The organism is uncultured Bacteroides sp. (genome assembly GCF_910585845.1).
In the GTDB taxonomy this organism is placed as follows: Bacteria; Bacteroidota; Bacteroidia; order Bacteroidales; family Bacteroidaceae; genus Bacteroides.
This window is the reverse complement of the sequence record NZ_CAJUHF010000007.1, coordinates 29,415-49,980: the sequence shown is the minus strand read 5'-3', so window position 1 is coordinate 49,980 and position 20,566 is coordinate 29,415. Positions and strand designations below refer to the sequence as shown.

Below are 20,566 nucleotides of genomic sequence, written 5' to 3'. Positions count from 1 at the left end.
TTATTCAATTTATACGATACGTCAGCGAACTACAGAGAATCCCTGAGCAGCGTTGTTTGCTTTCAGAGCCTTCTTGAGCGGCTGTACCGGATTGGCTTTCATCTGCCAAATCCTTCTTATATGTACGTTTAGGAGCAACTCCCTGTTCAAGCGTCTTGGAGCCGGCAGAGAAGCTTACCTTGCTCAATGAACCGAATGAAGCACCCGTTGCCGGTGCTACAGGTGTCCATTCCAGCCAGTTCCAGAAACCGGTTTCAGCGTCATAGCCCATCGCCATCGGTCACAGGAACAGCCCATGTGCCCACGTAATCATCTATCTTCTTTCCTTTCTGTAATTGGTCAAGCGGACCACGACCCCACAAGAATGTTTCGGTAGCCTGCATCAGTTCGACAATCTTCTTGCCATCTTTGTCTGCAAGGTAGAATGAAAATGCAAACGTGAACTTATTATCCTTGTCTACTGTCGATTCACCCGGAACAGCTTCTACATAGACGGTGTTACCGAAAGTAGTCATACCGGTGGGTTGCAGAGAAGGCATGGTCAGTGTGCCCTTTTCAGCATCGTAGTTGAAATAGATGTGTACATCCTTGGCATAAAGCGAAGTGAAACGGAAGAAAGTCGGGTCTTCCTCAGCTTGTTCTACATCTTGCATCCAACTTTCACCTGCAATTTCAGAAGTGAAATAGCCTGTAGCATCTTCCAATGGTGCCCAAGTGTAGTCACGGTCGTAGTCGGGAGACATCAGCGTAGGATCAAGAAAGTCGAACTTCTTGACGCTCTTGTCATACTCGCCTAACGGATATTGCGCAGAAGTGGGAGGAATAGGACCATCACCGGTCTTAAGGTTACCGGCTACAGAACCGAAAGTATTCCATTCTGCATCAAAAGAGGGACCTGCACCGGCCGTCATCTTGAATCCCAATGCTGTAGAAGCAATGTAGTATTTGTCGGGAGCTTCATTCTTGTAGGTCTCACCATCCAGTACAATGTACGGGAACTCGAAATCGGCAGGGAAAGTTATACCCAATACATTATTGGCATACGCTTGATTGTAGGGACTCTTGAAACGATACTTGTTCGTAGTCTTTTCTTTTTCTACCGTGATATCATAAATGTAATAGTCAGACACTTCATACATAGAGAACAGATTGTCTACCAATGCGGCCTCTTCAGAGATCACTTCCCACTCTTCGAGCATGGGTTCCGGATAAAGTACATTGAAAGTAACTTCGGAACGTCCATAAGGTGTGCCATCGGCAAAGGAGAGAGTAATGGCATACTTCGTGCCACGCACCAAATTCTGATAAGACACAACCATGACAGTATCTACCCTACCATCGTCAAAACTTACTTTAGAAGGAACAGTAAACACGTTCTCTTTTCCGTGATACCCGTTTTATACCGTAATTGGACTGTTAGTGGCTGATAAATAGCGTATTTCTGATAAAGACTGTTGTTTGTTAAACTCCCGTAGCGTTCTTTTTGAACTGAATGGTATTCTTTTACTCAAGATTTGTAACTTTTCAATAAGTGAATTCACCTAAAAAGAATTATCCGCTTTTTTAGTAGTTCAAGCATCTTCAATGTTGTAAATATTTAAAATAGCACATTCTGTTACGATGAACAGAAATATAATACATGGAAAAAGATTCAATTATGATTGAAACTTTTCCTATCTTTGTGCATAGATTAAAATACAATTGAATATGAAAAGCTATATTCCCCGTCCTTTATATACTAAGAGAATTGAACCATTCGTTGACAAAGACATTATAAAAGTGATAACCGGTCAACGTAGAATAGGCAAAAGCTATATTCTCTTGCAAATGGCGGATATAATAAAGGAAAGCAATCCGAAGGCAAATATAATTTTTGTTGATAAAGAGCAACTTGCTTTTGTTGATATTAAGAATTATATGGATCTCTATCTATACACAAAGAATGCAGTAAAGGGGCATATGCATAATTACCTTTTTGTGGACGAAGTACAAGAAATAGAGAATTTCCAATTATGTCTGCGCAGTTTGCTGAATGAAAACGTCTGCGATATTTATTGCACCGGAAGTAATGCCAAAATTCTATCCAGTGAACTTGCTACGCATCTGGCCGGACGATACATTGAATTTCAGGTTCATTCACTTGAATATGCAGAATTCTTAATGTTCAATGGGTTGCAGGATTCTTTGGAGAGTCTCAAAAGATACCTTACATTTGGTGGAATGCCCTATCTTCATAACTTGGTTATGGATGCAAATGTCATATTCGAATACCTCCGTAACGTTTATTCCACAATCTTATTAAAAGACGTTGTTGCGCGTGAATCAATTCGTAATGTGTCTTTCCTGGAAAACTTGGTTGCATATTTGGTTGATAATACAGGCTCTCTTTTCTCTGCACAGAACATCAGCAAGTATCTGAAGTCTCAACAGATAAACATTCCTACACAAACGATATTGAACTACCTGAGGGCATTATGCAATAGTTATTTTGTTTATAAGATACAACGTGCAGACGTTCAAGGGATGAAAATCTTCGAAATAGGCGAGAAATATTATTTTGAAGATTTAGGACTGCACAATGCCATACGCCATTTCGATTTCAGAAAGGATATTAATAAATTGATAGAGAATGCCGTATGCATAGATTTGCTGAGATATGGTTATGAAGTGCATGTCGGAAAAAACGGTAATAAAGAAATTGACTTTATCGCTTCAAGGGATAATCACCGCATTTATATACAGGTTGCCTATATGCTTTCAGATGAGGCCACTGTCCAGCGTGAGTTTGGCAATCTGCTGGAAATACCAGACAATTATCCCAAGTATCTGGTTACGATGGATGAAATGCAAAGTGGTGGAAATTATCAGGGAATCAAACAAATCTCCATGCGCGATTTCTTGTTGGCAGAGGACAAAGAGAATATACGCTGAAACAGGTCTGAATGAAATAAACTTTGATAGCTGAAGAAATACAAGATTTGCGTTGGTAGAGGATAAGAAATATGTTTATAGATAGATGATATTATATTGAATTATCTCTATTTGAAATAGAAATAATATGGCATATTTTTCTATTTCAAATAGAGAAACGCTATATTTGCCTTACTTTTTAATGAAGAAATTCTATGAAGCAACTATTGAAAGATATTATTATTGACCAAAAGAACTTTTTGGTAAACAGAAGAACGATTCTCCGTAAGTTTCCGGAAAAGTATCTGAAAAACGATGAGATAATAATCATTTCCGGTGTACGTAGATGTGGCAAATCTGTATTGTTGCAACAAATACGTGAATGTCTTCCTCAACGAGATTATTTTTTCAATTTTGATGATGATCGCTTGGGAAATTTTACAGTGGAGCACTTTCAACAGTTATATGAAGTCTTTATTGAACTTTATGGAGAAGAGGATTATTTTTTCTTTGATGAAATACAAAATATAGTTGGATGGGAGCATTTTGTCAAACGACTGTACAACTCAGGAAAAAAAGTTTTCATAACTGGATCCAATGCTCGCATGTTGAGTAAAGAGTTAGGTACTTATCTGACTGGGTGTTACATTGCTATCGAACTTTTTCCTTTTTCTTTTTCTGAATATTTGGATTTCTGTGGACTACAACATTTATCAGGAGACATTTCAGGTACGGTGGCGCGGGGAGAAATACAATCGGCTTTCAACCGCTATTTGAGACAAGGAGGTTTCCCACTCTTTTTGAAATCAGAAGATGGTGTTGTTTTGAAAACTCTATATGACAATATTTTATATAAAGATGTCATGGTGCGTAATCAGATAGTTAATGAACGTGAAGTGAAAGAGTTGGTGTATTATACTATCAGTAATATCGGAAAACCCTTATCCTATACTTCACTGGCTAAAGTTATTGGTGTGAAAAATCCAACGACCGTAAAAAACTATCTGGAGTTTATAGAGAATACTTATTTATTGTTTACTTTATCTAAGTTAGACTATTCTGTAAAGGCACAACTTCGTAATCCTAAAAAAATATATGCTATAGACAATGCTTTAGTTGTTCGGTTAGGCTTTCACTTTTCCAGTGAAGAAGGAAGGTTGTTGGAAAACTTGGTTTATATAGAACTGCGTCGTCGTGGTGGAGAAATTTTTTATCACAATTCGGGAGATGCGGAATGTGATTTTGTGGTTCGTGATGGTTTCCGGGTGACAATGGCTGTCCAAGTATGTTATTTAATGGATAATATTGATACGCGTGAAAGGGAACTTCGTGGCATTCAAGATGCGATGAATACTTACCACTTGTCGGAAGGGTTTATCATTACCAATACACATGAAGAGGAAATTGACTGTAAATATGGCATTGTACATATTCTTCCGGCTTGGAAATGGTTGAAAAAAGGTCATTAATAAATTATGAGGGTATGTCAAAAGTGACACACCCTCATTTTATGGGAAAATGATAATCAAGTATCCCTTCTTTGCTTACATTTTTATTTTATTTCCGGATAGAGGAATGCCCAATGGTACAGACCTGCATTTCCTCCTTGTACGATGATTGCTCCCAATGCATCGAAATAGATTACTCCGTCCTCAATCACTCCTACAATGTTCTGTTGGAGTATAGGATCAGCCGTTTCTACATCCATGTCAATGTACATATAGGCACCATAATTCTTTTCATCAACCACTTGTCCTTGCGGAATAGTTACTGTTCCTGCTTCCAAGTCGAATACCAATTTCACTTTTCCCAAGTCTAATGCCACACCGGCGTTCGACTTGAGTCCGGTCATGTAAAGTATGGTTTCGTCCTCTTCATCAGGAGTGAGCGTCACGCTGATTGAGGTATTTTCCATGTTTTCGTGCAGATTGTATCCGCTTAATGTTTTCTTTCCGATGAAAGCACCTAACGGATGCGATTCGGTAGTAAAACTCTTAACCTCAGAAGTTACAAGTTTGTTTGCTGTCAGTGCATAGGCACACGCATAATAAGTAGTTCCCGGTGAGAACGTGTTTCTAATCTTACCGGATGCTTCACTCTTATCAGTGGTGAAGACTACTGAATTATCTATCGTGGGCTGTGCTTGTTCGCTAACCATTACTCCATATTCTCTGACGGCAGGGTTGCCGGCTGAGGTCAGGGAGATGTCGAACGTGGCATCATACTTCTCTACCGTCACGTTATTCAGTGACACGGCAGGAGCTTCCACATCGGCTACTCTGGTATCTTCAAGTGTGTCGTCTGTGCCACAAGAAGAAATCATGAGTGCGCATGCCAGGCATGCAAATATGCGTATATTCTTCATTTCTCTTATATTAATTAAGTGTTTCGATGTATTTATTTGAATTTACTCTCTGTAGGTGCGGGATTTTGGTCGTCGGGACCGATAGCGTCGCTGTTGTCCAATTCACGCAAAGGCAGTTGGTATAAGAAGTACCAGCTTCCGGCATCAATGGTGTAGCATGAACCTGCCAGGTGGTTGGTTCCTTCGTAATTGCGGTCGATGCCTTTCTTCAGACGCAGGTGGTCGAACAATGAGAATCCTTCACCCCACAATTCCAAGCGGCGTTGTTGATAAACACCGTCTACATCTACCTGCAATAGTTTCCACGATGGGTCTCTTTGTTCCATCAGTTCTTTCAGAACCGTTGCTGCACCTGTGAGGTCGCCTTTGTGTGCCAAAGCTTCGGCTTCATTCAGAATCATTTCAGAAACGCGCATGTACACATAGTCTGCTTCCCAGTTGGCAACCTTTTTGAATTTTAAGTTTGTGTATTCAGGGAAAGCGGCTTCTTGTTTCGTATAGTCCACACCCGTACTTGAATGCTTGAACAGAAGTTTTCTGACATCGCTTGCACTCATGGAATTGTATAGGCGTGCATCTATTTTGCGGTACTGACCAGATTCACCACCGTAACCGGCATCGTATGAACATACGAATGAGAAGAAGGAAGCAAATTTTGTACTGGTTTCGGCTGTGATGTCGGCACCCCACATCCACTCTTTGGCACCAATATTGTTGAAGGCATTGTCTGCTAGCAGCTCGTTAGGAGTGTAAACCGAGTAACCGGCACGAGCCTTGCGAGCGTACGTAATGGCATCGTCCCAATTATTGGTTACCAAGCAAACGCGTGAATAGAGTCCGGCTGCCACCTGCTCGTCAATCATCGTCTTGTTGGGACGTTTCCAGCCAGCAAGCAGTTCCATACCGGCTTTGAAGTCCTTCTCTACTTGTGCATATACTTGGCGCAACGGAGCACGACCGGCAACGGCGTCTTCTGCTTCGTCCGGTGTCAATACGATGGGCACACCGGGAGCATCTTCATTGCCGATGTATGTCTGCTGGTACATCTGTGCCAAATAAGCATGCGCAAAACCACGATACACCAATGCTTCGCCACGGTATGCTTTCAAATCCTCATCTGTAACTTCTGTGCTGATCTTCGAGATGATGTCATTGGCTTTTGCAATGATGGAGTAGAAGAAGTTCCAGTAGAAGAACGGACGTACGTATTGGGCACTCCAGTAGTCTAATTGATAGTCGTAAGTGAACCAACCGCTGCCTCGTTGGTCGAAGGCAAGGTCATCGTTCATCACATCGCTCAAGTGGTAGATGGACATCAATCCAAAGTCGTTATGCACTGTGCTGCTACTGCTTTGGGTGTTATACTGGCAAGTATAGTTGTTCAATCCCAACATTAAAGGCTCTACCACTCTAATAAGCGCATCGGGACTGGAGTTTCCAATTTCGTCAATTTCCTCTTTGCTGGCAATTCCTGCGTTTTCCACATCAAAGAAGCCGTCACCGCAACCGGCAAGTGTCAGCCCTGTTATGGCGGAAAGAAATAATATCTTTGTTATTTTCATATACATTATAAGTTTATGCAGTGATTAAAATTCTAAATTAATACCGAATGAAACGGTACGCATGGCAGAATAATTGTAATCGGTCTCACCTGTGATGGACTGACGCGGGTCAAAGCCTTTGCGTTTGGAGAGCAAGAACATATTGTCACCTACTACATACAAACGTAATTTCTCGATTTTGGCTTTGCTTAGCCAACGCTTAGGCAGTGAGTATCCTACAGTCAAGTTACGTAAACTTAGGTAGGAAGCTTTCGTCAAGTCACGGTCGGCTGTACAACCTTGGTCCATATTACCCAATTGCAGGCGCGGAACATCTGTGTATCTGTTTTCCGGTGTCCAACGGTTCAGGATGTCTTTGTGCCAGTTTGTACCATTTTTACCTTCGCTCATAAAACCGCTGTAAAGGCTGTCGTATACCCAACCGCCAATCTGATAAGCGAAGTTTGCAGCCAAGTCCACGCCAAAGAACTCAAAGCTGGTGGAGAAACCGCCGTACAAATCGGGAATGGGCGATTTGTCCAATTCATAACGTGTTGCCAAACTTGTTGAGTTTACGGTCTTTTGTCCGATAACCTTCTTGTTCTCGTCCAATTCGTCTGCCCAATACAAGGCATCTCCGGTTTCCGGATCTACTCCTGCAAATTTGTAGTCGTAGTAGTTATACAATGGTTTGCCCACTTTGCGGAAATAGTTACCGGTGGCCCAACCATCCTGTGGACGATCGGCAGGGAGTTCCAGCAATTGGTTCTTGTAGTGGGTGGCATTCAGCGAAATATTCCACTTGAAGTTGTTACTGTTGAACACATCGTAGCTCAATTCAACTTCGATACCATCATTGCGCATACGCATCGTGTTTTCGTAGATACCCGAGGGAACACCTTGTGAAGGAGGAAGAGGTTTGTAATACAATAAGTCCCAAGTGGTTTTGCGGAAGTATTCGATATTACCGCTCAACTTATCCCAAAACCTGAACTCTACGCCAGCGTTGAAGTTGTTACTCTTTTCCCATGTGATGTTCTTGTTTCCACGGAATATATAGTTGATACCAATGGCACCGTCATTGCTCACTACTTGGTATTGGTCTTTGTAAGGTTGGTTATTACCAATGTTGTCATTACCTTGTGTACCGTAGCTGGCTTTTATTTTCAGGTCATTAATCCAAGTAGTATTACTCATGAAGTTTTCCTTATTTATACGCCATGAAGCACCTACCGACCAGAAACTACCCCAACGATTGTCTGGGTGGAAGCGTGAGGAAGCATCGCGGCGGTAACTTCCGGATATATAATATTTCTCATTATAGTTATATTTCACTTGGGCAAACATACCTTCCAGTGCATATTCAGCAGCGGAGGAACTTGCATCAGAAAGTTTGGCAGCATTGTCCAGTTCTGGGTTATCCGGCACCAGGAAGTTTTCCTTTTGTGCCCACAAACTCTCACTGCGGTCTTTTTTAGTTTCGTGACCCAGTAATACTTCAACATTGTGCACATTGTTATATGTATGGCTCCAATTTAACAACTGATTGGTGTTGAGCACAAAGTAACGTTCCATTTTCGTAATACCTCGTCCGTTTACATTCAAGGCATCACCACCGATAGGAGTCTGGAAACTATTGGTACGAGTATTGAAATTGTCGATACTTGCATTAACTGTGAATTTGAAATCTTTCAGGAAACTAAATTCCATGTAAGCTTTGGCGTTGATAACGTCAGCTGAACTTTTATAGATGTTGTTCAACTGTTGGTCGATGGGGTGTACATTGGCACCTACCGGACGCTTACCCATCTCTGTACCATAGTCATAACGTGGATTCCCTTTGTCATCTAGTATTTTGTTGCCTTCACGGTCGTACATATATACCGGATAGATAGGCGCAATCTGTTGACCGAAAAAGAAAATGGACGAATAGGATGAACCACCTACATTAGGCGAGTTGGTCTTTACGTTACTGAAAGCAATGTTGAATCCCGTCTTGAACCAATCGTTTACGGTTTGGTCAATTTTTACACGAGCATTGATACGGTCCATGTTGGAGTTGACCGTATAAGAATTGTCATACAAGTAGTTCAACGAAGCATAATAGTTGGTTTTGTCTGTTCCACCACTTAATGCAATGCTGTTTTCTTGACGCATTGCCGGACGGAAAGCCTCTTTCAGCCAGTCGTCATGATACAATAGGCGGGCATTGGGATTCAGTCTTCCGCTAATAGGATCAACGAGTTCTGCATCGGGTACGTTGTAGTTGTTATATCCTCCAAGTTCACTAACCAAGTCGTTGGAAGCGTATCGTCCAGCTTCCAGATAGGACATACCTGTGGAAAGTGCGTTGTTACGCATGGCTTCCCAAAAGAGTTCGTAGTATTCTTGTGGGTTGTCGAGCACATCGTAGCTGGGTACACCGCGTGTATTGACACCGGTACGGTTCTCGAACACCACTTTTACTTTTCCGCTTTGACCCTTTTTGGTTGTAATCAGCACCACACCATTAGCACCGCGTGCACCATATAAAGAGTTGGCAGCGGCATCTTTCAGTACGGTCATGGACTCAATGTCACTCGGGGCAATTTGGTTCAGATTTCCTTCATAGGGTACACCGTCCACTACAATCAGTGCCGTACGGCTTGCAGAGATAGAACCGATACCACGGACAAAGATGGAAGCAGAGGCTCCCGGTTGACCACTACTTTGTGAGATCTGTACGCCAGCCACAGCACCTTCCAATGACTTTGAAACGTTAGAGGTTTGCATTTTGGCAATCTTTTCACCTCTCACAGTTGATGCCGAACCCGTAAATGAAGATTTCTTTGCCGTACCGTAAGCAACCACCATCACTTCGTCAAGCATCTCAGAATCAGACTTCATCAGCACTTTTACATGCGGTTTGATAGCCACTTCCTGCGTCTGCATACCTATATAAGATATCTGCAAAGTCTTCGCGGAACTATACCTTTTTTATAAGACTATCAATCAGATACTTATATTTTGTTTGGAACTTAATATATCTTCACCAACTATGCGTCAGAAGGCTGTCTGGCAAGGGGGATTCTCTTTTCCGTGATACCCGTTTTATACCGTAATGAATGGTTATACGCTGATAATGAATAAGTTGTTGGTGAACAATCTCTGATTTTGGAACTCTGCGATGTTCTTTTAGAACTAAAACACACTTAATTATTCAGGATTTATAACTGTTATATACATAATTCTATTTGGGATTTCAGGACTTCAAGTTAGAAAATAGCCACGCAAATATTGTTGATAATTATTTATAAATAATTATATGGATAGTGATATATGCACCTATACCATAATTTCCGTATTTTTATAGATATTACCTGTTGGCGGAATTAAATTGATAAAAGATTTATGTATAAAAAAAGTTGTTCACATTATTGATATTTACTAAATTAAAGGTGAACAAACTTTTAATAGACAAATATCGTATGTACAACCTATATACAATATTCGCAAAAATCCTGAGCATATGCAAGTAAGTGGCCGGAAATTTAGTCAATGAATTAAAGAATGTGCCAAGAAGAGGAGTAGTTCCTAGATTCTCAGACATTGAAATAGTGGCATCAAATATGACATCAGAAGCTGTTGGTATTGACAGTGAGTCATTGTTGTTTGCAAAGTTACAGAAATATAAGATTGAAATTCCCAATCTTATCAAATCAGAGTATGTCCTGTTTCTCTTTAGGGGAGATTATTCGGAGATTCGGATAAAACGGCTGATTCTTTCATTGATGATTCTGATGTATGTGCGTTTCATTTTGTCGTTTAAAAAACTATGGTCGATTAGTCTCAGTGTTTCATCTGGTATTTGCATATATTTGCCTAAAATCCTTTTTAGACGAGTTTCTACGATACCTATTTGTTTACCAAATCTTTCAAAGTCAAGACGACATGGATGGCCTGTCTTTGCCATTATGTCACTTTTCTCAATATTGAATGACAAACCACCATCAAGTCCAAAATCATCACTGTTGACATGTAGACCGGTGTTGAGTAGGTCATAAGCTGGTGCCAAGCGATAGTCTGATTCTTGCAGAATGAGAGAGAAGTTCTTCAAATGGGCGTCACCGTTGGCATAAATGTAATTGAAGAGTACTAATTCAAAAAAACGCTCCATATCAACCTTCCACGCTGCAACATTTTTGCGAATAGCAATGGCAATATCTTCATAGCATCCGCTATATTTGAATTGGATTCCGTCAATTTGCTCATTCCGCCCAACAATTGTTGCAAAATCTTCCATAGGTGCCTTTGTCCCATCGGTAAGTATATCAAACCGCTTGGTGATATACACAGGCTGACCGTTGGAGGTGAAACATAAACCGTTGGCTGCCGTTTGTATACCATATACTTGAGATGCGATTTGCATGGTTATGTGTTCGTTGGCAGGTATCTGTTTACGGTTCTGCAATGTCTTGTCCCATGGAGCAGGTTTTAGAATATAGGTAGAACGTTCTTCGTTTAAAGAAATTCTGATCCGTCCTTGATCTATGATAGCCGGAAATTTCTCCTGAACGCCTGAAACGGATATGCGATGAATGGCATCTAGAATATCAGAAGTATTCCTAAATTCATCTATATTGAATTCTAAAATAGGATTCACTTTTTGACCGCTAAATAGCTTTTTGCTCCCTTTAGGGCTATATGTGGCAAAACCTTCCATTAAGGTGGAAGGACAACGGTTAATCTCTGTCATCTGTCTTCTTTCTTATTTGTACGGCACCAATAAAATCCTTGTCGGCCATAGCAGTGAGCATACCAAAAAAATCGTTCTCATCTATTCGCAATGAACGGCAGATTATCTTGCGATTAGCTCCCTCGGGCAACATATTTGTGAACAGGGGAAAAAGATATTCTGACTCATACACTTCTTTTTGTTTGGGTAACGTAACAGATATGGCAGGATACTCAGATGCGAGATAGGCGTCATCATAGCGGAAGGTATAGCCTTTCCCTAGATATTGTTCCGTTAGTACTCCTGCCTTGTTGTTATTTACATAGACGTTCAGCTGCCTCATTCTTAGTTATATGACTATATAGTTTGACGTATTTTGTATTCTATCTCAATTCCCAGTACTTCGAGGATCTTACCAACAGTGGACAATGAAGGATTTCCCCTACCACGCTCAATATCCTTAACCGTAGATAAACTGACACCTGCCATCTCTGCGAGGTCTTGCTGGGACAAATTCAATATTTCACGTCGTAACTTCATGACTTCTTTCAACTTCATAGTCTGATAAAATAAACTTTTTCGCAAAAATACGGTAATTTATAGATTGCAGCAAGAAAAAGTCTAATAAAATAAACTTTGATAGTCTTAATACCCATATTTGGGGTATGTTGACATACATGGCTAAGTATGTTAACATACATGCCAAAGTATCTAAAGATACTTTGCCGAGTATCTTTAGATACTTTTTTTGCCTGATTTCAATGCTACGGCACTTCAGTTAAAAGAGTTAGTGGAGATGTTGTATTTCTCTATTAGGAATAGAGAGAAAGCCGGTCATTAATTAATAATGGGGAAATGTCTCACGACATCTCCCCAGATCAAACACTTTATTAATGAAACACCTTATCAAGGTGCTGAAAAAATACTGTTATAATCTTCAGAACGGGTTTAGTTTCTGAACGGATAATCAATCTGACTAGCGAACAACGTCATTGAGTTATTCGGGTTATCATCCTCTGTCAGTGTGATGTAAGTAGGAGAAGTCGGATTATCCGTTGTTAGTGTGAAAACTCGTGGCGCACTATATCCAAACGGATTCAACAGGAAATGGAATCCCATATTATTATGATACCAAACGCCATTTCCTTCCCCTGTAAGGTTGAAAACCAAAGAGACCTGATCTTCACCAATCAGTTCATAATCATATCCTAATAAACCTCCATAGTTACCATCACTGGCATGACTAATGAAATTGAAACCAAAGCTACCATATGATGCCGAACCCATATAAGCTTGAATAAGTTCTTCACCTTCTTGATCCATGAAGTTCTGTTTACAGTGTGCAAAATAGGTTTGTGCAAAACTACCCAATTGGCTATAGGCGATATACCAGTTACCTGTTACGAATTGCTCGTTCAGAGGCGGTATTACCGGTATCAGCTTGATACTTCCGTCGTTGGCTTCCGTGAACAGGTCATTTGCAGCGTCAAAAACAAATCCTTCAATCGTCTTTCCATTGACAACGATCGGTTCATAGAATTTATAACCGGTCTGGGTTACGATGAAAGAGCCAGTCTTTGACACCGTGTTATCATCCTCTTCATACGTGAAAGTCAATGTACGATAAGAAATTGAGACAGGCATTTCCTGACCACCCATTTCCAATTTGTATTTAGAGAAAGTCATGGCTCCATCGGCTTCCTGAATAGCAGTCAAATACTCACTCCAGTTGCTGTTCATCGGTGTCATGACAGCCAGACCTCCGGACTTTTTCCCTTGCAAGACCACCTTTTCGGGAGTTGCCTCCAAAATAAGGAAATCATAATCCCCTTCCAGTCCGTAACCATTGCCACCGGCTCCTGTGGGGTCTGCCGGATCTGAAAACAGATGGAATATCGTGTTATACGTATTGAATGAAAGCACAATGCCTGCACTCTGTTTTACAGAAAAAAGGCTGGTTGCTGTCTGAGATGCACCATATAGTTCGCTGGCAACAGTCACTTTGCCATCCGTACCGAATTTCAGCAAAACGTTATATCCTCCATACGCTTGGTTGGCTTCCGGGAAATACTCCATCAACCATCCATTCTCCGAACCGGTCAGGACCGATAAATCGGCAACTATAGCTTCATCGGCGCGGACAGCTGACGAACTATCAAACAAATCCTCTTCTTCGTGGGTACATGCGACAATCGTCAGCGCTGCAACCAAATAAAGTAAACTGTAATATATCTTTTTCATACTTCTTCTCTCAATTAAGTGTTGTTAAATCCATTGTCAAGACATCTTGCGAACGACGTTGCACGATATCACGCAGGGCATCCAAGTCTATTCCCCAAGTCGTGGTCAGGTAATCTTTTACCAATGCCAGTTTTTGGTTAATCATCTCCTGCCCATCTGCGCTTGCACTTCCTACCAGGCTGTTCCAGTATGCGGCACTGTGTGTCACATAGATTGAGATGATTTCCACAAAGTCTTCCTGCGTTTCAGAACTTGCGTATGGAGAGACAAAACCCATATTCAATGCTTCTTGATCAGTAACATTTACCCAGCTGCTTGACTGGTAGTTGCTTGCTGAAATCAGATTGAAGTCAGTGGAGTAATTCTTGGTTTGGTGCAAGATGTGTGCAAATTCATGATGCATAGTCTTGAAATACCAGTAATTCAGCGTTTCGATGTCTATGTTGTTCAGGTCGATGGCATTTACATTATATAATGTAATCTTCAGTCCGCCCTCTGCTGTACCCAGTACGATAGAACCTTGGCTATTGTATGCCGGAGAACCTACAAGGTGCATCACTTTGGGGCAGTAAGTACGTATGAAATCGGGGCCTAACAGTTCTTCGTATGATTCGATCCAAAGATACTTCGTCATTTTTGCCAATGCTACAGCTTTGTTATAATCGGCCGGTGCCAAGTTGTAATCGTCATTCGATTCTTTATCTTCAAAACGATACTTGAAATCAATGTTGTAAGGCTCCGTATAGTTGTGGAGCAACCAAGTATCAAATTCGTTCTTGACACTTGCATCCGGTCCGAAGATGCTGTTAGAATCCAAATCCTCCTCGCTACAAGACCACAATGCAGTCATAGCGAATAATATAAATAACCACTTTATATTTTTCATATTCATATTCTTTTAGTTTTAAAATCTTGGGTTAGCTTCCAGTCCTGCGTTGATAACATCTTGCGGCAACTGCATGGCACGGCGCGGATCGTCTACTTTCAGGATATCATTGGCAAGACCATCCCGATTGTGGGAAATCTCAATGCCATAACGTTTGATATCTTGCCACCGCAATCCTTCGTGTATGGTTTCGATGCGACGCAGATGAAGAAGACATTGGATTATTTCTTTCTGTGCTCCTTCGTTTACGGTGAATCCTCGTGGATGCAACTCCTTTTTCACGGTACGTGTGCTGTTGTCAAGCGGCATACAAGGGATTGCTCCATAATAATCTACAATGTCCTGTGTGCTCACTTGCAAGCCTCCCAATGTATGTGAAGACAACCAGATATTGATATCTTCAGTTGCTTTATCCAAGAAACTTTCACCTTTCAAAGCGTAAGCTTCTGCGCGGCAAAGCAGTGTTTCGTCGGCGCTGAATGCCAGAATCACGTTCTTACGGTAACCGATACCATTCACTTTATCTACATAGAAGAAGTAACCACCGATTTTGGTTGTCGCCATTTTCTCATCAAATCCCCACATGTTTCTGAATGGCAACAGATTACTATACGCTCCCCACATACCGTTTGCACGTCCGGTTTCGCCGGTACAGATTTCTTTAGAGTGTCCGTATCTGCGACCTAAGTTATAAGGACCGCCCCAATATCCCCAAGAAGAGGTTACCGGCAGCAACAGCAGATTGGCAGCCTCGCTGGCAGAGATATACATGTCGACACGTACTTCCCAGTTGGAAGCCGTATTCATCACGATGTTGTTCCAGTTCTTCATCATTTTGGCAGGCACGCTTCCCAGTACGACGTTGGCGTATTCGATCACTTTGTCATAGTTGTGATAATACAGGTTGAAACGTGCGGCAAAGGCGTGGGCTGCCTTTCTGTTGAAATGATATTTGGGAACAGTGTAAATCTCGTCATTAATCAGAGGAAGACCTTCTTCGATATCCTGATTGATATGCGCGTACAGTTCTTTCATGGTTCCTCTTTCATACAGCGGAGCTACTTCTGTTTCAGGAACTTCTGCATAAGGAATTCCCAGATCTTTGTCGGCTGTCTCCGGATTGTAGGGCAGACAGAAGATATTGGCAAGTGCGAAATGACCGTATGCACGGCATATCAGTGCTTCTCCACGCTGTGCTTGCAGATTGGCAGGGTTACCCATCTCTTCAATGGCAGCCAAGGCATGGTTTGCTGCAGAAATAGCACTGTAACAAGCATTCCAGAATGATTTAGGAGAATCATTGTTTGTTCCTGTGATGTCATTCCACAAGTAGGCGTCTTCATGTTCTTCCGACTCAACCGTAAAACGGGCACTGTTGTCCATGGCGTTGTCTGATGCCATTTCGGCCATCACCACTTCCGTATTGCCGGGATAAGCGGATACCAATAAGGAGGTTATCTTATTCTCTGTATCAATTTCGGCTCTGTTGTCTGGCATCGTATCCAGGAAATCGCTACATGACGTAAAGATCATGGCCGAGCCAATCACTGTGTATAATAAACTTTTCTTCATAATTCTTATTCTCTTTCTTTTCATTAAATACCTAATCTTACAGTCAGTGTAAATTGTCTGGGAACAGGTGCTGCTACACCACCGGTGTTATAGAACTCCGGATCTTGTCCATTCAGTTTGTCATCTGCATAAATCAAGAAGAGGTTGGTTGCCTGCAATTTCAGCGATAAATCACTTATCTTCAGCGGAGAAAGCCACTTCTTCGGGAAATCGTAAGATAAGGAGATCTCTTTCATACGGATGAAATCACCTTTGGCTACGCGGGCAGTAGAGTAGTTGTACGCATTGTAAGCATATTGCAGGTAATTGTCGTTTGAGTTCTGACGTTGGTCGGCGATAACCGGAATGTTTGTCGTGTTTTCATCACCGGCAACGGTCCATCTGTTCTTGAATTCCTTCGGCATGGCATCCAAATCCGAATATCTGTTGCTGAACACCGGATCCAGACGAATGACATTACCGAATGAATAAGTCATGAAGACATTCAGTTTGAAGTTCTTATAACTGAATACATTACCAAAGCTACCAGTGATTGTGGGGTCTGTCGGACCTTCATACACAAGGTGATCTTTTTTGTCGCGCTCTTGGAAGTTGATATCGCTGACAGTCAGATTGCCATCTTCGTTGATGAATGTAGGCAACCCCTCTTTGTTCAGCCCTTGGAAATCCATTGAGAACAACGAACGTACCGGATAGCCCGCCATTGTAAATCCGGTACCGGTGATCATGTCGATAACGCGGGAGTGGGATTCAAGTTCGGTCACTTTGTTCTTTGCCTTAGAGAAGATAAAGTCCGTATTCCATTTAAAATCTTTAGTGACGATGTTGCGTGTAGATAAAGTAAATTCCACGCCATGAGATCTCATGCTTGCCACGTTGGCATATTTGGTGATCTGTCCACCGATACCCATCGTGTTGATGATACCGATCAGGTCATAGTTGTTACGCTTATACCAGTCGAAGGCAAGATTGATTCGGTTGTTCAGGAATCCTAAGTCGGCACCGATATTCACCTCGTGTTTCTTTTCGTAAGTGAGTTCACTGTTTTCAAGGTCATAGATTTCCAGACCGGATTCGTTGACACTGGCAAACGGACGCCACGGGTTATAACTTTGGATAACCACTTTAGAGTTGGTTACACTGGCAGGACCACGGTCGGCAGTCAATGAGTAAGAACCCTTTAAAGTGAAATTAGAGAGAGCGGGACGTAGGCTTTCAAAGAATTTCTCTTCATGCATGTTCCAAGCAGCAGAAAGGTTCCAGGTAGGTAACCAGCGTACCGAACGGCTCTTTCCCAGTTTGTTGGTTCCTTCGTAACGAACTGTACCGTTGATGGTATATTTACCTTGGTATGAATAAGTAGCTGTACCAAAGAAAGAAACGGAACGGCTACGAGTTTCGTCTACAGTATAGTACTGTGAGTTTTCTTCATTACCTTGCTTGAAGTAGTGATAGTCATAAGCAGGCAACATACCCATTTCGTACTGCATACCTACACCGTTGAACCACGTCTTCTTACGGTCTACAGCATTCGTTTCCATACCTCCGAAGAAGTTGAAGATATGATCTTCGTTGAACACATCATTGTAGCTGACCGTTGCACGGAAGTCATAACTGTTCATCGCATATTTGGTCTCCCGATAGAAACCGCCGACCGGCAATACGCTTATTGGCAGCGAGTTGGCATTATCCGGATCGGTATATAACCACGAATTGGCATCGCGCATAGTGGCATCATCCATTGCACGGAATGCCCATGCTTGGTTAGAATAGTCACGTATTTCGTGTGATTGGGTCGTTGTCGAGAACTTGTATGCACCCAGTGCAGCCAGTTCTACCTTCTTGATAGGTTTCCATTTCAATTCGCCTTGGAACTTCAAGTCGACAACATCCAGTTTCATGAAGTTATTGTCCAATTCATTCAAGATATTGAAGGGAGCATAGTTGCGAACATAATATTCATTCGGATCGAGCGCACGTGACGTATTCAATGCATATGAGTACGGGTTGATATCAAAGTCACGTCTTACTTCACCAGACACCACATCAACACTTTGGCTCAGTGTTCCCGGAGCTTTTTGTTTACGGTATGATCCGTTACCTATCAGATTTAAAGAGAGGTTCGGTGCAATATTGTATAAAGCATTGATATTGGCAGTATATCGTTTTACTTCGCTCTGTTTGTACCATCCCGGATCGTTCATTACGCTTAAAGAAGTGTAATAAGATGCCTTATCCGTACCGGATGACATACTGATTGCATGGTTCTGGGATACAGAGTTGTTGAACAATACATCAAACCAGTCGGTATTGCGGTATTCGGCCAATTGCAGATAGGCGTTACGGCTTTCTGCTGTATTTGCCAGTGCGTATTTTCCTGTGGTTGGATTATATGTGTTGATCAGGTGATACATCTTACCATATACACCACTATCGGAAGCACGGTAGGTTTCTGCCAGATTCAGATAACCGGCTTTTTCCATTTCACGATACACGCCCATTTGCTCTTGGGAGTTCATGATGTTGTAGTCTCTGTAGCTGGGAACCAGTCTGAGTGAGAACTCACCTGTATAGCTGATCTTGTTGCTGCCGGCCTTACCTTTCTTAGTCGTAACGACAATCACACCGGCCATAGCGCGTGCTCCATAAATAGATGTGGCGGAACCGTCCTTCAGGATTTGGAAACTTTCAATGTCATCCGCATTCAATCCAGCAATGGCAGAAGAAATCAATGTTTCTGCATCACCGGAAGAGAGTGCATCGGCATCCACTTCCGTAACGTCTTCCATGATCACTCCATCTACCACCCATAACGGTTTTGAACTACCATAGATAGATGTAGCACCACGCACACGGATTTTAGGTGCGGTACCAAATGTACCAGAGACATTCTGTACAGAAACACCGGCAGCACGACCTTCCAATGCACGGCTAATTTCAGCAATACCGTCCAATTTCACGTTGTCTGCCGTCAGTTTGGTAGCAGCACCGGTAAATAAACGTTTGTCCATACGTTGCATACCTGTCACGACTACCTCTTCCAAAAGTTCACTATCCGTTTTCAATGTTACTTTCACACTCGGTTTGATAGCCACTTCCTGCGTCTGCATACCTATATAAGATATCTGCAAAGTTTTCGCGGAACTATACCTTTTTTATAAGACTATCAATCAGATACTTATATTTTGCTTGGAACTTAATATATCTTCACCAACCATGCGTCAGAAGGCTGTCTGGCAAGGGGGATTCTCTTTTTCGTGATACCCGTTTTATACCGTAATTGGACTGTTAGTGGCTGATAATTAGCGTATTTCTGATAAATACTGTTGCTTATTAAACTCTTGTAATGTTCTTTTTGAACTGAATGGTATTCTTTTACTCAAGATTTATAACTTCTCCACAAGCGAATTCATCTAAAAAGAATTATCCGCCTTTTTAGTAGTTCAAGCATCTTCAATGTTGTAAATATTTAAAATAGCACATTCTGTTACGATGAACAGAAATATAATATATGGAAAAAGATTCAATTATGATTGAAACTTTTCCTATCTTTGTGGATAGATTAAAATACAATTGAGTTTGTTTTTTTATTATTGATTTGTTCCCGATATTACAGAATCTGAAACATTCTTAATCACGAAGCAGAATTCAGGTAATCTATTGTTTTCATCACGAGTCATGATTTTTTCTGAAATCGACTGCAATTCGTCATCAGAAAGAAAAGCTCCATTCTCATCGAACAAGATGCTTAGAGCTGCCTTACGGCGTGTTTTTAGCAAGTCACAATCCAAACGCAAAGTTTCTATGTCAGCTTGGGCCTCTGGTTTTTCAGCTTGTATCCCTCCTACCGAATCATATTGAAACACAGTCTCACACTCTGGCATCAACGGAGTATAATGCAGTGAAGTGTTTGCTTTACTGCCATCACAATGTCTGAGAGAAGGATTATTCAAGGAGTCAGTACCCATAAGGGTTACATCATCTTCGGTAACGCTACATGAAAGTAGCAGATTCTTGTATTCACCGACAAGTTCCCGATGAGCACCTTTAGGAGCGAGGTGCTCAACTGACAGTTTCCGGCTCTCGGAATCTTTGAATATACGCAGCCCACAATAACAGCATAATCCACCCTGTTCGTCGTACATCTGATGTTTCAAATCCCACAGATGAGGAATGACCTTTATGTCTCGTACCATTTTCCAAAGCTTATTTCCGCTAAGCCCTGGATGCACATTCGGATTGAGAAGACTCTGCTCGTCAAGTTGCCGGGCTTGAAGTTCTGCATTGTAGCGAAGAACAGCGTCTGTTGTGTAATCTTTTGTTATGAGACTCATCTG

15 protein-coding genes and 1 pseudogene are annotated in these 20,566 nt (G+C 41.7%); 3 read left to right on the top strand and 13 right to left on the bottom strand.

What is annotated here, in order from left to right; genetic code table 11:
* Positions 1-4: 4 nt before the first annotated feature.
* Positions 5-271: a hypothetical protein gene (locus tag QZ323_RS03625; protein ID WP_294632859.1), complete on the bottom strand. Its 267-nt coding sequence runs from the start codon at positions 269-271 to the stop codon at positions 5-7.
* Complete coding sequence (locus QZ323_RS03620) at positions 261-1,373, bottom strand: hypothetical protein (RefSeq protein ID WP_294632856.1); 1,113 nt, start codon at positions 1,371-1,373, stop codon at positions 261-263. Before QZ323_RS03620 ends, QZ323_RS03625 begins: the two co-directional genes overlap by 11 nt.
* Positions 1,374-1,707: 334 nt before the next feature.
* On the opposite strand from QZ323_RS03620, the gene QZ323_RS03615 reads away from it, so the two are divergent.
* Positions 1,708-2,931, top strand: coding sequence for an ATP-binding protein (locus QZ323_RS03615; protein ID WP_294632854.1), 1,224 nt, complete (start codon positions 1,708-1,710; stop codon positions 2,929-2,931).
* A gap of 194 nt (positions 2,932-3,125) precedes the next feature.
* Complete coding sequence (locus QZ323_RS03610; RefSeq protein WP_294632852.1) at positions 3,126-4,379, top strand: ATP-binding protein; 1,254 nt, start codon at positions 3,126-3,128, stop codon at positions 4,377-4,379.
* Between the two features lie 83 nt (positions 4,380-4,462).
* On the opposite strand, the gene QZ323_RS03605 is transcribed toward QZ323_RS03610, so the two are convergent.
* From QZ323_RS03605 to QZ323_RS03595, 3 genes are read right to left on the bottom strand one after another with little or no spacing between them, the layout of a single operon-like run.
* Positions 4,463-5,275, bottom strand: coding sequence for a hypothetical protein (locus QZ323_RS03605; protein ID WP_294632851.1), 813 nt, complete (start codon positions 5,273-5,275; stop codon positions 4,463-4,465).
* 32 nt (positions 5,276-5,307) lie between these two features.
* The gene (locus tag QZ323_RS03600) at positions 5,308-6,837 is read right to left on the bottom strand and encodes a RagB/SusD family nutrient uptake outer membrane protein (RefSeq protein WP_294632850.1); all 1,530 of its coding nucleotides are present in this window, start codon (positions 6,835-6,837) and stop codon (positions 5,308-5,310) included.
* A gap of 24 nt (positions 6,838-6,861) precedes the next feature.
* Complete coding sequence (locus QZ323_RS03595) at positions 6,862-9,768, bottom strand: TonB-dependent receptor (protein ID WP_294632849.1); 2,907 nt, start codon at positions 9,766-9,768, stop codon at positions 6,862-6,864.
* Positions 9,769-10,283: 515 nt separating this feature from the next.
* On the opposite strand from QZ323_RS03595, the pseudogene QZ323_RS03590 reads away from it, so the two are divergent.
* Positions 10,284-10,511, top strand: a pseudogene (locus QZ323_RS03590) (IS982 family transposase); the annotation flags it as partial.
* A 35-nt stretch (positions 10,512-10,546) separates the two neighbouring features.
* Here the strand turns inward: QZ323_RS03590 and QZ323_RS03585 are convergent.
* The 8 genes from QZ323_RS03585 to QZ323_RS03550 form a co-directional block, all read right to left on the bottom strand.
* Positions 10,547-11,551: a HipA domain-containing protein gene (locus QZ323_RS03585; RefSeq protein WP_294632847.1), complete on the bottom strand. Its 1,005-nt coding sequence runs from the start codon at positions 11,549-11,551 to the stop codon at positions 10,547-10,549.
* Positions 11,538-11,873 carry a HipA N-terminal domain-containing protein gene (locus QZ323_RS03580; RefSeq protein WP_294632846.1) on the bottom strand — a complete coding sequence of 112 codons (336 nt, stop codon included), beginning with the start codon at positions 11,871-11,873 and terminating at the stop codon, positions 11,538-11,540. Before QZ323_RS03580 ends, QZ323_RS03585 begins: the two co-directional genes overlap by 14 nt.
* A 14-nt stretch (positions 11,874-11,887) precedes the next feature.
* A complete protein-coding gene (locus tag QZ323_RS03575) occupies positions 11,888-12,088 on the bottom strand; it encodes a helix-turn-helix transcriptional regulator (RefSeq protein WP_294632845.1) in 201 nt (66 codons plus the stop codon).
* 390 nt (positions 12,089-12,478) lie between these two features.
* Positions 12,479-13,771 carry a DUF4302 domain-containing protein gene (locus QZ323_RS03570; RefSeq protein WP_294632842.1) on the bottom strand — a complete coding sequence of 431 codons (1,293 nt, stop codon included), beginning with the start codon at positions 13,769-13,771 and terminating at the stop codon, positions 12,479-12,481.
* Positions 13,772-13,781: 10 nt separating this feature from the next.
* Complete coding sequence (locus QZ323_RS03565) at positions 13,782-14,657, bottom strand: putative zinc-binding metallopeptidase (protein ID WP_294632840.1); 876 nt, start codon at positions 14,655-14,657, stop codon at positions 13,782-13,784.
* Positions 14,658-14,675: 18 nt separating this feature from the next.
* Positions 14,676-16,229: a RagB/SusD family nutrient uptake outer membrane protein gene (locus QZ323_RS03560; RefSeq protein WP_294632837.1), complete on the bottom strand. Its 1,554-nt coding sequence runs from the start codon at positions 16,227-16,229 to the stop codon at positions 14,676-14,678.
* Positions 16,230-16,252: 23 nt separating this feature from the next.
* Entirely contained in the window at positions 16,253-19,360 is a 3,108-nt protein-coding gene (locus QZ323_RS03555) for a SusC/RagA family TonB-linked outer membrane protein (protein WP_294632835.1), read from the bottom strand.
* A gap of 459 nt (positions 19,361-19,819) precedes the next feature.
* A complete protein-coding gene (locus QZ323_RS03550; RefSeq protein WP_294632834.1) occupies positions 19,820-20,563 on the bottom strand; it encodes a retron system putative HNH endonuclease in 744 nt (247 codons plus the stop codon).
* Positions 20,564-20,566 lie beyond the last annotated feature (3 nt).

Coding starts and splice junctions, on each gene's coding strand:
- QZ323_RS03625 (WP_294632859.1), bottom strand. CDS start 271: ATGGGCTATGACGCTGAAACCGGTTTCTGGAACTGGCTGGAATGGACA.
- QZ323_RS03615 (WP_294632854.1), top strand. CDS start 1,708: ATGAAAAGCTATATTCCCCGTCCTTTATATACTAAGAGAATTGAACCA.
- QZ323_RS03610 (WP_294632852.1), top strand. CDS start 3,126: ATGAAGCAACTATTGAAAGATATTATTATTGACCAAAAGAACTTTTTG.
- QZ323_RS03605 (WP_294632851.1), bottom strand. CDS start 5,275: ATGAAGAATATACGCATATTTGCATGCCTGGCATGCGCACTCATGATT.
- QZ323_RS03600 (WP_294632850.1), bottom strand. CDS start 6,837: ATGAAAATAACAAAGATATTATTTCTTTCCGCCATAACAGGGCTGACA.
- QZ323_RS03585 (WP_294632847.1), bottom strand. CDS start 11,551: ATGACAGAGATTAACCGTTGTCCTTCCACCTTAATGGAAGGTTTTGCC.
- QZ323_RS03580 (WP_294632846.1), bottom strand. CDS start 11,873: ATGAGGCAGCTGAACGTCTATGTAAATAACAACAAGGCAGGAGTACTA.
- QZ323_RS03575 (WP_294632845.1), bottom strand. CDS start 12,088: ATGAAGTTGAAAGAAGTCATGAAGTTACGACGTGAAATATTGAATTTG.
- QZ323_RS03570 (WP_294632842.1), bottom strand. CDS start 13,771: ATGAAAAAGATATATTACAGTTTACTTTATTTGGTTGCAGCGCTGACG.
- QZ323_RS03565 (WP_294632840.1), bottom strand. CDS start 14,657: ATGAAAAATATAAAGTGGTTATTTATATTATTCGCTATGACTGCATTG.
- QZ323_RS03560 (WP_294632837.1), bottom strand. CDS start 16,229: ATGAAGAAAAGTTTATTATACACAGTGATTGGCTCGGCCATGATCTTT.
- QZ323_RS03550 (WP_294632834.1), bottom strand. CDS start 20,563: ATGAGTCTCATAACAAAAGATTACACAACAGACGCTGTTCTTCGCTAC.